We start from the raw sequence: 12,731 nt of genomic DNA on the forward strand, positions 1-12,731 counted from the left end.
GCGGCGACGAGAAGGAGGAGAGAAATGGTGGAGTCGATCGCACGCGTGCGACACATCCGCGTCACCCCCCAGAAGGCTCGCCGTGTCGTGAACCTGATCCGCGGGAAGCAGGCTCAGGAGGCACTGGCCATCCTGAAGTTCGCGCCGCAGGGTGCGTCCGAGCCCGTCTACAAGCTCGTCGCCTCGGCGATGGCCAACGCTCGCGTCAAGGCCGATGCCTCGAACGAGTACCTCGACGACCAGGACCTGATCGTGTCCCGCGCCTTCGTCGATGAGGGAACCACCCTCAAGCGATTCCAGCCCCGTGCTCAGGGTCGTGCCTTCCGCATCAACAAGCGCACCAGCCACATCACCGTCGTGCTGGCCACTCCTGAGGAGGGGACCAAGTAATGGGTCAGAAAGTAAACCCCTACGGTTTCCGTCTGGGAATCACCACCGACCACGTGTCGCGCTGGTTCTCCGACAGCACCAAGAAGGGCCAGCGGTACAGCGACTACCTCGCCGAGGACGTCAAGATCCGCCGACTCCTCGCCACGCAGCTCGACCGTGCGGGCGTCGCCCGCATCGAGATCGAGCGCACCCGTGACCGGGTCCGCGTCGACATCCACACCGCCCGCCCGGGCATCGTGATCGGCCGCCGCGGCGCCGAGGCCGAGCGCATCCGTGCCGACCTCGAGAAGCTCACGGGCAAGCAGATCCAGCTGAACATCCTCGAGGTCAAGAACCCCGAGGCCGAGGCTCAGCTGGTCGCCCAGGGCATCGCCGAGCAGCTCTCCGCCCGCGTGGCCTTCCGCCGCGCGATGCGCAAGGGCCTGCAGGGTGCTCAGCGCGCCGGCGCCAAGGGCGTCCGCATCCAGGTCTCCGGCCGCCTCGGCGGCGCCGAGATGAGCCGCTCGGAGTTCTACCGCGAGGGACGCGTGCCGCTGCACACCCTCCGCGCGAACATCGACTACGGCTTCTACGAGGCGAAGACCACCTTCGGCCGCATCGGCGTGAAGGTCTGGATCTACAAGGGCGACATCACCAACAAGGAGCTCGCCCGCGAGCAGGCGAACAGCAAGTCGTCGCGCCCCGAGCGCAGCGACCGTCCGCGCCGTGCACCCCGCCAGCAGAGCGAGGCGCCCGTCGCAGCAGGAGTTGAGGCATAACCATGTTGATTCCGCGTCGAGTCAAGCACCGCAAGCAGCACCACCCGGGCCGGTCCGGCCAGGCCACCGGTGGCACCAAGGTGTCGTTCGGTGAGTTCGGCATCCAGGCCCTCACCCCCGCCTACGTGACCAACCGTCAGATCGAGTCCGCTCGTATCGCGATGACGCGTCACATCAAGCGCGGCGGAAAGGTGTGGATCAACATCTACCCCGACCGTCCGCTCACCAAGAAGCCCGCCGAGACCCGCATGGGTTCCGGTAAGGGCTCGCCGGAGTGGTGGGTCGCGAACGTCAAGCCGGGTCGCGTCCTCTTCGAGGTCGCCGGCGTCGACGAGCAGCTCGCTCGTGAGGCCATGACCCGTGCCATCCACAAGCTGCCCCTCAAGGCACGCATCATCAAGCGCGAGGAGGGAGACGCGTAATGGCGATCGGATCCAAGGAGCTCGCCCCCGCCGAGCTCGACACCTACGAGGACGAGCGTCTCGTCACCGAGCTGAAGAAGGCCAAGGAGGAGCTGTTCAACCTCCGCTTCCAGTCGGCCACCGGTCAGCTGGACACCAACGGCCGCCTGCGTGCCGTCAAGCGCGACATCGCCCGCATCTACACGGTCATCCGTGAGCGCGAGCTGGGCATCCGCGCCACCCCCGCACCCGTCGAGGCCCCGGCCAAGGCGGAGAAGAAGCCCAAGACCAAGAAGGCCGCCAAGGCCGAGGTCGAGGCGACCGAGTCGAACGAGGAGGCCAAGTAATGGCAACCGTCAATGACAGCGCCGGCCACGAGTCGGCCGCCCACGACGTGAAGGAGGCGGGCGCTCGCGGATACCGCAAGACCCGTCGCGGCTACGTCACCAGCGACAAGATGGACAAGACCATCGTCGTCGAGGTCGAGGACCGGGTGAAGCACCCGCTGTACGGCAAGGTCATCCGCCGTACGTCCAAGGTCAAGGTCCACGACGAGCTGAACTCCGCCGGCATCGGCGACTCCGTCGTCATCAGCGAGACCCGTCCCCTCAGCGCCACCAAGCGCTGGCGCCTGGTCGAGATCCTCGAGAAGGCCAAGTAGGCCGCGGCCTACTTGAGTTAGCAGGAGAGACACATGCTTCAGCAAGAATCCCGAGTCAAGGTCGCCGACAACACCGGCGCCAAGATGCTCCTCACCATCCGCGTCCTCGGAGGCTCCGGCCGCCGCTACGCGGGCCTCGGTGACATCATCGTCGCCACCGTCAAGGACGCGATCCCCGGTGGCAACGTGAAGAAGGGCGACGTGGTCAAGGCCGTCATCGTCCGCACCATCAAGCAGACCCGTCGCGCCGACGGCTCGTACATCAAGTTCGACGAGAACGCCGCCGTCATCCTCAAGAACGACGGGGACCCCCGTGGCACCCGCATCTTCGGACCGGTCGGTCGCGAGCTCCGCGACAAGAAGTTCATGAAGATCGTCTCGCTGGCACCGGAGGTTATCTAGTCATGGCCAAGATCAAGAAGGGTGACCTCGTCCAGGTCATCTCGGGCGCTACCCAGGCCCGCGGTGGAGACCGCGGCAAGCAGGGCAAGGTCCTCGAGGTGCTGGTCGAGCGCAACCGCGTCGTCGTCGAGGGCGTGAACTTCGTCAAGAAGCACGTCCGCGTCGGCCAGACGCAGCGCGGCTCGAAGGAGGGCGGCATCGAGACCGTCGAGGCCTCGATCCACATCTCCAACGTCGCGCTCGTCGACCCGAAGACCAAGAAGCCGACCCGGGTCGGCCACCGCAACGTGGCCGTCACCAAGGACGGCGTGACCAAGACCGTTCGCGTGCGCTACGCGAAGGCGTCGGGTGAGGAACTGTAATGACTGACACCACCGCAGTGGCTGCGAAGGTTCAGCCGCGGCTCAAGGCCAAGTACCAGGCCGACATCATCCCCGCTCTCAAGGAGCAGTTCGGCTTCGGCAACGTCCACCAGGTCCCCGGCCTGATCAAGGTCGTCGTCAACACCGGTGTCGGTGAGGCCGCCCGCGACGGCAAGATCATCGACGGCGCGGTCAAGGACCTCACCGCCATCACCGGTCAGAAGCCGCAGGTCACCAAGGCCCGCAAGTCCATCGCGCAGTTCAAGCTGCGCGAGGGTCAGGCCATCGGCGCTCACGTCACCCTCCGGGGCGACCGCGCCTGGGAGTTCCTGGACCGCCTGCTCTCGGTGGCGCTGCCCCGCATCCGCGACTTCCGGGGGCTGTCGGACCGCCAGTTCGACGGCAACGGCAACTACACCTTCGGCATCACGGAGCAGTCGATCTTCCACGAGATCGACCAGGACCGCATCGACCGCGTCCGCGGCTTCGACGTGACCGTCGTGACCACCGCCAAGACCGACGACGAGGGTCGCGCGCTGCTCAAGCAGCTCGGCTTCCCGTTCAAGTCGTCGGACAACGCGTAAGCAGCAAGCCTCGAGGCCGGGGGACGGTGAGAACCGCCCTCCGGCCTCGTCGTGCGTCCGCCGCCGGACCGGTCCGTCCGGAGCCGGCGGCGGGCGCCTCGCGGGATCCCGGATCCCGTGCACGATCGGCCCTCGACCGCAGGACCTCGGCCATGTAGCATGGCTCCTTGGCGTGCGTTCGCGCGGCCGCATGGGCGTCGACGTCGTCGGCGCCGTCCCACACCACAGGTCGTCACTCTTGTAAAGGGTGCCGAAACCAGGCGAGAAAGGCACCATCAGCCATGACCATGACTGATCCGGTCGCAGATCTGCTGACCAGAATCCGTAACGCGAACTCCGCGCATCACGACTCCATCACCCTCCCGGGCTCGAAGCTCAAGGCGAACATCGCCGAGATCCTCAAGACCGAGGGCTACATCGCCGACTGGAAGGTCGAGGAGGCGCGCGTCGGCACGACGCTCTCCATCTCCCTCAAGTACGGCCCGAACCGCGAGCGCTCGATCGCCGGCATCAAGCGGGTCTCGAAGCCCGGACTCCGCGTGTACGCGAAGTCGGCCGAGATCCCCACCGTGCTCGGCGGCCTCGGCGTCGCCATCCTGTCCACCTCGAGCGGTCTCCTGACCGACCGCCAGGCCGAGAAGAAGGGCGTGGGTGGGGAAGTCCTCGCCTACGTGTGGTAACCCCTCATGTCGCGTATTGGAAGACTCCCCATCGAGATCCCGGCGGGCGTCGACGTCTCCGTCGCCGGATCCGCTGTGACCGTCAAGGGCCCCAAGGGCGAGCTGACCGTCTCGGTCGCCAGCCCCATCCAGGTGTCCGTCGAGAACGGCCAGGTGCTGGTCTCGCGTCCCGATGACGAGCGCGAGTCGCGCTCGCTCCACGGCCTCACCCGCACGCTCATCGCGAACGACATCATCGGTGTCACGCAGGGCTACTCCAAGGGCCTCGAGGTCGTCGGAACCGGTTACCGCGTGCTGGCGAAGGGTTCGGACATCGAGTTCGCGCTCGGCTTCTCGCACCCGGTCGTCGTCACCCCGCCCGCGGGCATCTCGTTCACGGTCGAGGGCAACAACAAGCTCACCGTGCACGGCATCTCGAAGCAGGCCGTCGGTGAGGTGGCCGCCAACATTCGTAAGATCCGCAAGCCCGAGCCCTACAAGGGCAAGGGCGTGCGCTACGCCGGCGAGGTCGTTCGCCGCAAGGCCGGAAAGAGCGGTAAGTGATCATGGGACTCGGAACCAGAGGAAAGAGCAAGTCCGCTGCGCGCGGTCGTCGTCACGACCGTCTGCGCAAGAAGGTCGTCGGATCCGCCGAGCGCCCCCGCCTCGTCGTCAACCGCTCGGCCCGCCACGTCTTCGTGCAGGTCGTCGACGACGCTCAGGGCCGCACCCTCGCGTCGGCGTCGACCCTCGAGGCCGACCTGCGCGTGTTCGACGGCGACAAGACCGCCAAGGCCCGCAAGGTCGGCGAGCTCGTCGCCGAGCGCGCCAAGAACGCCGGTGTCGAGGCGGTCGTCTTCGACCGCGGAGGCAACAAGTACGCCGGTCGCGTCGCCGCGATCGCCGATGGAGCACGAGAGGCAGGGCTCAACCTGTGAGCGCCGCAGAGAACAAGGAACCCGAGGTCGCCGCTGTGTCGGAGGCCCCCGTCGAGACCGCTGCGTCCACGCAGCCGCAGCAGGAGGCTCGTGAGCCCCGCCGCGGCGGCCGCGACCGCAACCAGGGTGGCCGCGACCGCGGTGGCCGTGACGCCGAGAAGAGCCAGTTCCTCGAGCGCGTCGTGACCATCAACCGCGTGTCGAAGGTCGTCAAGGGCGGCCGTCGCTTCAGCTTCACCGCGCTCGTGGTCGTCGGAGACGGCAACGGACTGGTGGGCGTCGGCTACGGCAAGGCCCGCGAGGTCCCGACCGCCATCTCCAAGGGCGTCGAGGAGGCGAAGAAGAACTTCTTCCGCGTCCCCCGCGTCGCCTCGACCATCCCGCACCCCGTCCAGGGTGAGGCCGCCGCCGGTGTGGTGCTCCTGCGCCCCGCCGCCGCGGGTACCGGTGTCATCGCCGGCGGTCCCGTCCGCGCCGTCCTCGAGTGCGCCGGCATCCACGACGTCCTGAGCAAGTCGCTCGGCTCGTCGAACACCATCAACATCGTCCACGCGACCGTCGAGGCTCTGAAGCAGCTCGAGGAGCCGCGCGCCGTCGCCGCTCGTCGTGGTCTCGACTTCGACCAGGTCGCGCCGGCACGTCTCGTCCGTGCCGAGGCCGACGCCCTCGCCGCCGCGTCCAACGCGAAGGCAGGTGCCTGATGGCCCAGCTCAAGGTGACCCAGATCAAGTCGAAGGTCAGCGAGAAGCAGTACCAGCGCGAGACGCTGCGCTCGCTCGGCCTCAGGAAGATCGGTCAGAGCGTCGTCCGCGAGGACAACGCCCAGAACCGCGGATACGTGAAGACCGTCGCCCACCTGGTGAAGGTCGAGGAGATTGACTAATGGCTGAGACGAAGAAGGCCGCCGCCGCGGAGTCCACGACTCCCGCGCAGGCGACCACCACGAAGGGCGCGGCGGCGCCGGCGACCAAGGAGCACGTGCTCAAGGTCCACCACCTCCGCCCCGCTGCCGGAGCCAAGAAGGCCAAGACCCGCGTGGGTCGCGGTGAGGGCTCCAAGGGAAAGACCGCCGGTCGCGGCACCAAGGGCACCAAGGCCCGCTACCAGGTGCGCGTCGGCTTCGAGGGTGGGCAGATGCCGCTGCACATGCGCACCCCGAAGCTCCGCGGCTTCAAGAACCCGTTCCGGGTCGAGTACCAGGTCGTGAACCTGTCCGCTCTCGCGGAGCTCTACCCCCAGGGCGGCGACGTCACCATCGGCGACCTGGTCGCCAAGGGTGCTGTCCGCAAGAACGAGAAGGTCAAAGTCCTCGGGGACGGCGACATTGCGGTTAAGCTGAACGTCGCGGTCGACAAGGTCTCCAGCTCTGCCGAGCAGAAGATCGTCGCTGCGGGCGGATCCATCAAGTAGCACCAGCAGCTTGTCGGTCGAGCTTGCCACGCCGACTCCCTCCGGGAGTGCGTGGCAAGCTCGACCTGTATCCCGCACCACAGAATTGAGCAGGAGACCTTAGGTAGTGTTTGGCGCCGTTGCGCGGATCTTCCGCACCCCCGACCTCCGCCGCAAGATCGGCTTCACCCTCGCGATCGTGGCGATCTTCCGGCTGGGATCCTTCATCCCTGCTCCGTTCGTCGACTTCAGCGCCGTGCAGGCCTGTCTCGCCGGCAACCAGGGCACCTCGGGTCTCTACGAGCTCGTGAACCTCTTCAGCGGTGGAGCACTGCTCCAGCTGTCGATCTTCGCGCTCGGGATCATGCCGTACATCACGGCGTCGATCATCGTGCAGCTGCTGCGCGTGGTCATCCCTCACTTCGAGACGCTGTACAAGGAGGGGCAGTCCGGTCAGGGCAAGCTCACCCAGTACACGCGGTACCTCACCATCGCGCTCGGCGTCCTCCAGTCGACGACGCTGATCACCGTCGCCCGCTCGGGCGCCCTCTTCGGCAACTCCGGCGTCCCGGAGTGCTCGGCGCTCATCATCACCGACGAGTGGTACTCCATCCTCCTCATGGTCATCACCATGACCGCGGGCACCGGGATCATCATGTGGATGGGCGAGCTCATCACCGAGCGCGGCATCGGCAACGGCATGTCGCTGCTGATCTTCACCTCGATCGCCGCCCAGTTCCCCACCTCCCTGTGGTCGATCGCGCAGTCGCGCGGCTTCGAGACCTTCCTCCTCGTCCTCGGCGTGGGCCTCGTGCTCGTGGTCGCCGTGGTCTTCGTGGAGCAGTCGCAGCGGCGGATCCCCGTGCAGTACGCCAAGCGGATGGTCGGCCGCCGCACCTACGGCGGCAACAACACCTACATCCCGATCAAGGTCAACATGGCCGGCGTCGTGCCCGTCATCTTCGCCTCGTCGCTGCTGTACCTGCCCGCGCTCATCGCGCAGTTCAACCAGCCCGCCGCGGGCCAGGAGGCCCCGGTCTGGGTCACCTGGATCACGAACTACCTCACCAAGGGCGATCACCCGCTCTACATGGCGCTGTACTTCCTCCTGATCGTGGGCTTCACCTACTTCTACGTCGCGATCACCTTCAACCCGGACGAGGTCGCCGACAACATGAAGCGCTACGGCGGCTTCATCCCCGGCATCCGCGCCGGCCGCCCGACCGCCGAGTACCTCAACTACGTGCTCACCCGGGTGACGCTGCCCGGATCGGTCTACCTCGGCCTCATCGCGCTCGTGCCCCTCGTGGCCCTCGCGCTGGTCGGTGCGAACCAGAACTTCCCCTTCGGCGGCACGTCAATCCTGATCATCGTCGGAGTCGGCCTGGAGACGGTGAAGCAGATCGACTCCCAGCTGCAGCAGCGCCACTACGAAGGACTCCTCCGATGACGTCGCACCCGATCGGCTTCCGTCTCCTGCTGATCGGCCCTCCCGGCGCAGGCAAGGGGACCCAGGCCGCTCGGCTGAGCGACATCCTCCGGGTGCCCGCCATCTCGACCGGGGACATCTTCCGCGCGAACGTCGCCAACGAGACCGAGCTCGGTCTCCAGGCGAAGGCCTACCTCGACAACGGGCGCTACGTGCCGGACGAGCTGACCAACGCGATCGTGCACGACCGCCTCCAGGAGGCGGACGCGTCGACCGGGTTCCTGCTCGACGGCTACCCGCGCACCACGGAGCAGGTCGACGAGCTCGACCGCATCCTCGCCGCGGACGACAACCGGCTCGACGCGGTCGTCCAGCTGACGGCCGATCCCGACGAGGTCGTCGGCCGCCTGCTCAAGCGCTCGCTCGAGCAGGGGCGCAGCGACGACACCGAGGACGTCATCCGGCGCCGACTCGCGCTCTACGAGGAGCAGACCGCTCCGCTCATCGACGTCTACGCGGCCCGCGGGCTCGTGGTCGTGGTCGACGGCCTCGGGCCGGTCGACGAGGTGACCGAGCGGATCGTCGTCGCCCTCGAGGGCCACCGCGTGGGCCGCCTCGACACCCCGGCCGCCTGAGCCGTGGCGTTCCGCTCCTCGCTCTACAAGACGCCCGCGCAGCTGCGGTCGATGCTCGCTCCGGGCCTCGCCACGGCCGCCTCGCTCGACGCGGTCCGCGCGGCGGTCCGCCCGGGCGTCACCACGCTCGAGCTCGACGCGATCGCCGAGGCGGCGATCGTCGCGCTCGGCGGCCACTCGAACTTCCAGCTCGTCCCGGGCTACCGGCACACGATCTGCGCCTCGGTCAACGACGAGGTGGTCCACGGCATCCCCGGCGGGCGCGTGCTCGAGCCGGGCGACCTGGTCTCCATCGACAGCGGCGCCGAGATCGACGGCTGGAACGGCGACTCCGCGATGACGGTGGTCCTGCCCGATCCCTCCCGCCCGGAGGAGGTCGCGGCACGCGCCGAGCTCTCGCGGGTGACCGAGGGATCCCTGTGGCGGGGGATCGCCGCCCTCGCCTCCGCCCGCCATCTCAACGAGGTCGGCGCGGCGATCGAGGAGTACATCGAGGACGAGGCCGAGCGCTCGGGCCGCGTCTACGGCATCCTCACCGACTACATCGGCCACGGCATCGGGCGCACCATGCACGAGGCTCCGCCGGTCTTCAACTACCGGGTGCGCCAGCGCGGCCCCGAGGTGAAGCCGGGACTCGTCGTCGCGATCGAGCCGATGGTCACCGCGGGCAGCGCCGAGACCTTCGTCCGCGAGGACGAGTGGACGGTCGCGACCGAGGACAGCAGCATGGCCGCCCACTGGGAGCACTCCGTCGCCGTGCACCACGACGGCATCTGGGTCACCACGCTCGCCGACGGCGGCGCGGCCGGCCTCGCCCCCTACGGGATCGTGCCGACGCCCTTCGCCTAGAGGCCCCAACGCGGAGCTCCTCCGATCCGATGCGGAGGAGGCTCCTCGTGGCCTCTCGCGCCCGGCGGGGGTCCGTCGGGCGCCCACGAAGCGCGGGAGCGGGAGGACGACAGCGCCGTCCGGCTCCACCCGGAGTGCGGGTGTCGGCTAGCTGTCGATCACCCGCACCAGCTCCTCGATGAAGCCGCCGAAGTCCGTGGAGCGCCGGATGAGGCGCTGCACCTCCGCCCGGTCGGCGAACACCTCGACGAACTGGTCGAACACCGACTGGAAGGTGCTGCGGCCGGCCGAGGCGAACGCGATCATCGCGATCACGTTCACCCGCTGCTCGCCCCACTCCATCGCGGTGTCGTTCACGACGATCGCGATGGAGGTGCGGCGGGCGCTCATCGCCATCGCGTGCGGGACCGCGAGGTTGTCGGTGAACGCCGTGGAGCTCATCCGCTCGCGCTCGATGGCGCCGTCGACGTAGTCCTCGTCGATGATGCCGCCGGCGATCATCCGCTCGCCCAGCATCCGGATCATCGCCGCCTCGTCGCGCGCGTGCACGTTGCGGAAGAACAGCTCCTCGTCGAAGAACTGCAGCAGCTCGTCCTTGATCTGCGCGCGGCGGCGGTGCCGGCGGACGCGGGCGATGGCCCGGCGCACCGTCTCGACGTCGTGGTCGGTGAGGAACGGCTGCACCACCACGACGTCGTCGGACGCGGGGTGCTCGTCGATCGTGGTGATCACGAGGTCGGCGGTGAGCCGGTCCCAGTCGACGTCGCTCCGCGTGATCAGCGAGCGCACCTCCACCTCGGTGCCGAGGGAGCGCTCGACGCGCAGGCGCAGCATGTGAGCGAGGTCGTAGTAGTTGGGGCAGACGATCACGCAGGACAGACGCTCCTCCCGCCGGGACACCCGCTCGAGAAAGGAGCCGACGTGGAGGGCGATGTAGGCGATCTCGTCCTCGTTGACCACGATGCCTCGCCGGCGCTGCAGCCCGCTCGCCAGGAACACCGCGATCTCGTAGGTCATCGGGTAGCTGGTCTTGATCGAGCGGGTGAGCGGGTTGCGGGAGTAGCCGCCCTCGGCGGCCCGGGCGATCAGGTTGCGCACGTGCAGGGCGAGGCGGACGATGAAGCCCTCGTCGTCGAGGTCGACCAGGTACTCGCGGTTGACGTCGGCGACGAGCTCGCGGACGACGGCGAGGTCCTCCGGGTCGAGGTAGTTCTCGACCACGGCGGCGACCGGCTCGTTCTGCCCGGGCGTCGCCACCCGCGTCGTCATCAGGATCGCGAGCTGGGCGAGCTCGGCGTCGGTCAGGCGCGTCGCGAAGTGCCGCTCCACCAGCTCCGCCAGCAGGGCCGCGAGCTCGCCGTGGATCGCGGGGGAGGGGCGGGAGCCGGAGGGGTCCCCGATGCCCCGGGCGACGCGGTCGACGGCGATCGCGATGTGGAGGAGGACGCTGTTCACGCCGTAGTCGTTGATGTAGTAGCCGCGGGTCTCGAGCTCGGCCAGCAGCTCGGTCTTGAAGGCGCCGAGGCCGGGGGAGGCGAACTCGCGCTGGACGTCGTCGAGCGTGAAGACGCCCTGCGCGCTCTCGTCGCGGAACATCCGCGAGATCAGGCGGCGGCGGGCCTCCTCGCTGCCCTCGAGGCGCACCGACGGGCCGCGCCGGACCAGCCCGAGGCCGGCCTCGTCGGCGAGGGCCTTCACCCGGCGCAGATCGGCGTCGACGGTCGACTCGCTCACCGACAGCGCGTCGGCGAGGGCGAAGACGTCCAGGCCCTCGTCGGAGTCGACCAGGCGGCGGACGATGCTGTACAGCCGGTCGCGCGGTGTGTCGGGCTCGACGTCGCGGCTGCGCTGCGCCTCCAGGTACGCCGCGTACGCCTCGCGCGCGAGCCGATAGCCGTTCGCGGAGGACTCGACCGGCTCCAGCGGGGCGGCCTGCGCCTTCACCGCGGTGACGTAGCTCCGGACGCTGCGTGTGGTGACTCCGAGCCTGTCGGCGAGCTCGTGCGCCGTCACCCAGCCGTCGGCGCGGGAGAGGTACTCCAGCAGTCGTTCGCGGTTGTCAGGCATCAGGCTCCAGGCGTGCGGTCGGGGCGGGCGCCGGGAGCGCCACGACCCTGCCGCGGGCCCGCAGGACGCGGGCGGCGAGTCGTACGTCCCGTCAGTCAATCACCCCGGCGACGCGCCCGGGAGCCCCCGCGCCGGGGGTGGAAGGGGCCGTCTTCCGCCCCCGCGGAAGATTGTCTGCTGGAGGGTGCCGCCCCTCCGAGGGGATGCTTGGATGAATCACGACCCGGACGCGAGGAGGCGAACGAGGTGCGGAAGATCCTGATCGTCTGCGGTGCAGGCGCGTCGAGCACGTTCCTGGCCCATCGGCTGCGAGCGGGCGCGAAGGAGCGCGGCATGGATGCCGTGTTCCGCTCCGAGACCCTCACCGGTCTCGACCACTCCCTCCCCGAGGCCGACGTCCTCCTCGTGGGGCCGCACCTCGAGTCGCAGTTCGACGGACTCCGCCACCGTGCGGAGCTCGTGGGAGCCGCGGCCGCCCTCCTCCCGCCCGATGTCTTCGGAGCGCACGGTGCCGATGCCGTGCTCGAGACCCTGCCCGTCCTCTTCGCCGCTCGCGCGGTCGTCGCAGGCGCGGACGGGGACTCCTCCACCCGCCCGGTCCGTCCGGGCGAGCCCGACTCCGGGCACCACTGATGCAGTCGCGACTGCAGGATCAAGGAGAAACGTTCATGGTCGAGCGCACCGTGCAGGTTGCATCGTCGAAGGGCCTCCACGCCCGCCCCGCCTCGCTCTTCAGCCAGGCCGCGGCGAAGTCGGGTCAGAAGGTCCTCGTCGCCAAGGGCGACGCGACCCCGGTCAACGCCGCGTCGATCCTCGGGATCATCTCGCTCGGCATCGAGCACGGCGACGAGCTCACCGTCAGCGTCGAGGGCGACAACGAGCAGGCCGTGCTCGAGGAGCTCGCGACCTTCCTCACCACCGACCACGACGCGTGACGCGGAGCGTCACGCAAGGCGGCCAGCCCCGGCGCCCACGGCGCCGATAGACGCGGCAGCCCCTGGAGCGTGACGGCGACCCTCAATGGGTCGCACGAGGCGCCTGCGAAACCCGGCGACGGACCGCGTCAGCCTCGGGAACGCAACGGCGACCCTCAACGGCTCGCACGAGGCGCCCGCGAAACCCGCCCCCGCTCACTCCCGGCCCCACGAGGAGGACGTCGGCCTCGGGGAGGGAGTGGTCGAGACCGGTGAGGGTCTCGGAGCGGAAC

The 12,731-nt window shown here is 68.9% G+C and carries 20 protein-coding genes; 19 read left to right on the forward strand and 1 reads right to left on the reverse strand.

Annotated elements, in window-relative coordinates:
• Positions 1-24: 24 nt before the first annotated feature.
• From rplV to map, 17 genes are all read left to right on the forward strand, one after another.
• A complete protein-coding gene (rplV, locus tag C5C69_RS11655) occupies positions 25-390 on the forward strand; it encodes a 50S ribosomal protein L22 (RefSeq protein ID WP_077221988.1) in 366 nt (121 codons plus the stop codon).
• The gene (gene rpsC / locus C5C69_RS11660) at positions 390-1,148 is read left to right on the forward strand and encodes a 30S ribosomal protein S3 (protein ID WP_068209439.1); all 759 of its coding nucleotides are present in this window, start codon (positions 390-392) and stop codon (positions 1,146-1,148) included. The genes rplV and rpsC overlap by 1 nt, the downstream gene beginning before the upstream one ends.
• A gap of 2 nt (positions 1,149-1,150) precedes the next feature.
• Positions 1,151-1,570 (forward strand): 50S ribosomal protein L16, encoded by a 420-nt coding sequence (gene rplP / locus C5C69_RS11665; RefSeq protein ID WP_068209436.1) that lies wholly within the window; start codon positions 1,151-1,153, stop codon positions 1,568-1,570.
• On the forward strand, positions 1,570-1,896 hold the full coding sequence (gene rpmC, locus C5C69_RS11670) for a 50S ribosomal protein L29 (protein ID WP_104224564.1): 327 nt from the start codon (positions 1,570-1,572) through the stop codon (positions 1,894-1,896). The genes rplP and rpmC overlap by 1 nt, the downstream gene beginning before the upstream one ends.
• The gene (gene rpsQ, locus C5C69_RS11675) at positions 1,896-2,210 is read left to right on the forward strand and encodes a 30S ribosomal protein S17 (RefSeq protein WP_104224563.1); all 315 of its coding nucleotides are present in this window, start codon (positions 1,896-1,898) and stop codon (positions 2,208-2,210) included. Before rpmC ends, rpsQ begins: the two co-directional genes overlap by 1 nt.
• Positions 2,211-2,243: 33 nt before the next feature.
• The gene (gene rplN / locus C5C69_RS11680; RefSeq protein WP_104224562.1) at positions 2,244-2,612 is read left to right on the forward strand and encodes a 50S ribosomal protein L14; all 369 of its coding nucleotides are present in this window, start codon (positions 2,244-2,246) and stop codon (positions 2,610-2,612) included.
• Positions 2,613-2,614: 2 nt separating this feature from the next.
• Entirely contained in the window at positions 2,615-2,974 is a 360-nt protein-coding gene (gene rplX, locus C5C69_RS11685) for a 50S ribosomal protein L24 (protein WP_104224561.1), read from the forward strand.
• Positions 2,974-3,558, forward strand: coding sequence for a 50S ribosomal protein L5 (gene rplE, locus C5C69_RS11690; RefSeq protein WP_104233919.1), 585 nt, complete (start codon positions 2,974-2,976; stop codon positions 3,556-3,558). The genes rplX and rplE overlap by 1 nt, the downstream gene beginning before the upstream one ends.
• Before the next feature lie 281 nt (positions 3,559-3,839).
• On the forward strand, positions 3,840-4,238 hold the full coding sequence (gene rpsH, locus C5C69_RS11695) for a 30S ribosomal protein S8 (protein WP_068209423.1): 399 nt from the start codon (positions 3,840-3,842) through the stop codon (positions 4,236-4,238).
• 6 nt (positions 4,239-4,244) lie between these two features.
• On the forward strand, positions 4,245-4,781 hold the full coding sequence (gene rplF, locus C5C69_RS11700; protein ID WP_104224560.1) for a 50S ribosomal protein L6: 537 nt from the start codon (positions 4,245-4,247) through the stop codon (positions 4,779-4,781).
• A 2-nt stretch (positions 4,782-4,783) separates the two neighbouring features.
• On the forward strand, positions 4,784-5,155 hold the full coding sequence (gene rplR / locus C5C69_RS11705; RefSeq protein ID WP_056037296.1) for a 50S ribosomal protein L18: 372 nt from the start codon (positions 4,784-4,786) through the stop codon (positions 5,153-5,155).
• Positions 5,152-5,856 carry a 30S ribosomal protein S5 gene (gene rpsE, locus C5C69_RS11710; protein ID WP_104224559.1) on the forward strand — a complete coding sequence of 235 codons (705 nt, stop codon included), beginning with the start codon at positions 5,152-5,154 and terminating at the stop codon, positions 5,854-5,856. The genes rplR and rpsE overlap by 4 nt, the downstream gene beginning before the upstream one ends.
• The gene (gene rpmD / locus C5C69_RS11715; RefSeq protein WP_181067839.1) at positions 5,856-6,038 is read left to right on the forward strand and encodes a 50S ribosomal protein L30; all 183 of its coding nucleotides are present in this window, start codon (positions 5,856-5,858) and stop codon (positions 6,036-6,038) included. The genes rpsE and rpmD overlap by 1 nt, the downstream gene beginning before the upstream one ends.
• Positions 6,038-6,565, forward strand: a complete 528-nt coding sequence (gene rplO, locus C5C69_RS11720; RefSeq protein WP_104226755.1) for a 50S ribosomal protein L15 — start codon at positions 6,038-6,040, stop codon at positions 6,563-6,565. Before rpmD ends, rplO begins: the two co-directional genes overlap by 1 nt.
• A gap of 106 nt (positions 6,566-6,671) precedes the next feature.
• Positions 6,672-7,994, forward strand: coding sequence for a preprotein translocase subunit SecY (gene secY, locus C5C69_RS11725; protein ID WP_104224557.1), 1,323 nt, complete (start codon positions 6,672-6,674; stop codon positions 7,992-7,994).
• A complete protein-coding gene (locus tag C5C69_RS11730) occupies positions 7,991-8,608 on the forward strand; it encodes an adenylate kinase (protein WP_181028829.1) in 618 nt (205 codons plus the stop codon). Before secY ends, C5C69_RS11730 begins: the two co-directional genes overlap by 4 nt.
• Before the next feature lie 3 nt (positions 8,609-8,611).
• A complete protein-coding gene (gene map, locus C5C69_RS11735; RefSeq protein ID WP_104226753.1) occupies positions 8,612-9,457 on the forward strand; it encodes a type I methionyl aminopeptidase in 846 nt (281 codons plus the stop codon).
• Between the two features lie 147 nt (positions 9,458-9,604).
• Here the strand turns inward: map and C5C69_RS11740 are convergent, their stop codons facing one another.
• Positions 9,605-11,524 carry a BglG family transcription antiterminator gene (locus C5C69_RS11740; protein ID WP_104233918.1) on the reverse strand — a complete coding sequence of 640 codons (1,920 nt, stop codon included), beginning with the start codon at positions 11,522-11,524 and terminating at the stop codon, positions 9,605-9,607.
• A gap of 207 nt (positions 11,525-11,731) precedes the next feature.
• On the opposite strand from C5C69_RS11740, the gene C5C69_RS11745 reads away from it, so the two are divergent.
• Together C5C69_RS11745 and C5C69_RS11750 are read left to right on the forward strand one after the other, a co-directional pair.
• Complete coding sequence (locus tag C5C69_RS11745; RefSeq protein WP_181065531.1) at positions 11,732-12,157, forward strand: PTS sugar transporter subunit IIB; 426 nt, start codon at positions 11,732-11,734, stop codon at positions 12,155-12,157.
• A 35-nt stretch (positions 12,158-12,192) separates the two neighbouring features.
• On the forward strand, positions 12,193-12,459 hold the full coding sequence (locus tag C5C69_RS11750) for an HPr family phosphocarrier protein (RefSeq protein WP_104224553.1): 267 nt from the start codon (positions 12,193-12,195) through the stop codon (positions 12,457-12,459).
• Positions 12,460-12,731: the final 272 nt, after the last annotated feature.

The organism is Rathayibacter sp. AY1C7 (genome assembly GCF_002931865.1).
Lineage (GTDB): Bacteria > Actinomycetota > Actinomycetes > Actinomycetales > Microbacteriaceae > Rathayibacter.

What these genes read in the sequence shown, in the direction of transcription:
- rpsC (WP_068209439.1), top strand. Translation starts at nt 390, where the DNA reads ATGGGTCAGAAAGTAAACCCCTACGGTTTCCGTCTGGGAATCACCACC.
- C5C69_RS11730 (WP_181028829.1), top strand. Translation starts at nt 7,991, where the DNA reads ATGACGTCGCACCCGATCGGCTTCCGTCTCCTGCTGATCGGCCCTCCC.
- rplO (WP_104226755.1), top strand. Translation starts at nt 6,038, where the DNA reads ATGGCTGAGACGAAGAAGGCCGCCGCCGCGGAGTCCACGACTCCCGCG.
- rplV (WP_077221988.1), top strand. Translation starts at nt 25, where the DNA reads ATGGTGGAGTCGATCGCACGCGTGCGACACATCCGCGTCACCCCCCAG.
- rpmD (WP_181067839.1), top strand. Translation starts at nt 5,856, where the DNA reads ATGGCCCAGCTCAAGGTGACCCAGATCAAGTCGAAGGTCAGCGAGAAG.
- rpsQ (WP_104224563.1), top strand. Translation starts at nt 1,896, where the DNA reads ATGGCAACCGTCAATGACAGCGCCGGCCACGAGTCGGCCGCCCACGAC.
- rplE (WP_104233919.1), top strand. Translation starts at nt 2,974, where the DNA reads ATGACTGACACCACCGCAGTGGCTGCGAAGGTTCAGCCGCGGCTCAAG.
- rplP (WP_068209436.1), top strand. Translation starts at nt 1,151, where the DNA reads ATGTTGATTCCGCGTCGAGTCAAGCACCGCAAGCAGCACCACCCGGGC.
- rplN (WP_104224562.1), top strand. Translation starts at nt 2,244, where the DNA reads ATGCTTCAGCAAGAATCCCGAGTCAAGGTCGCCGACAACACCGGCGCC.
- C5C69_RS11740 (WP_104233918.1), bottom strand. Translation starts at nt 11,524, where the DNA reads ATGCCTGACAACCGCGAACGACTGCTGGAGTACCTCTCCCGCGCCGAC.
- C5C69_RS11750 (WP_104224553.1), top strand. Translation starts at nt 12,193, where the DNA reads ATGGTCGAGCGCACCGTGCAGGTTGCATCGTCGAAGGGCCTCCACGCC.
- rplX (WP_104224561.1), top strand. Translation starts at nt 2,615, where the DNA reads ATGGCCAAGATCAAGAAGGGTGACCTCGTCCAGGTCATCTCGGGCGCT.
- rplR (WP_056037296.1), top strand. Translation starts at nt 4,784, where the DNA reads ATGGGACTCGGAACCAGAGGAAAGAGCAAGTCCGCTGCGCGCGGTCGT.
- rplF (WP_104224560.1), top strand. Translation starts at nt 4,245, where the DNA reads ATGTCGCGTATTGGAAGACTCCCCATCGAGATCCCGGCGGGCGTCGAC.
- rpsH (WP_068209423.1), top strand. Translation starts at nt 3,840, where the DNA reads ATGACCATGACTGATCCGGTCGCAGATCTGCTGACCAGAATCCGTAAC.
- rpmC (WP_104224564.1), top strand. Translation starts at nt 1,570, where the DNA reads ATGGCGATCGGATCCAAGGAGCTCGCCCCCGCCGAGCTCGACACCTAC.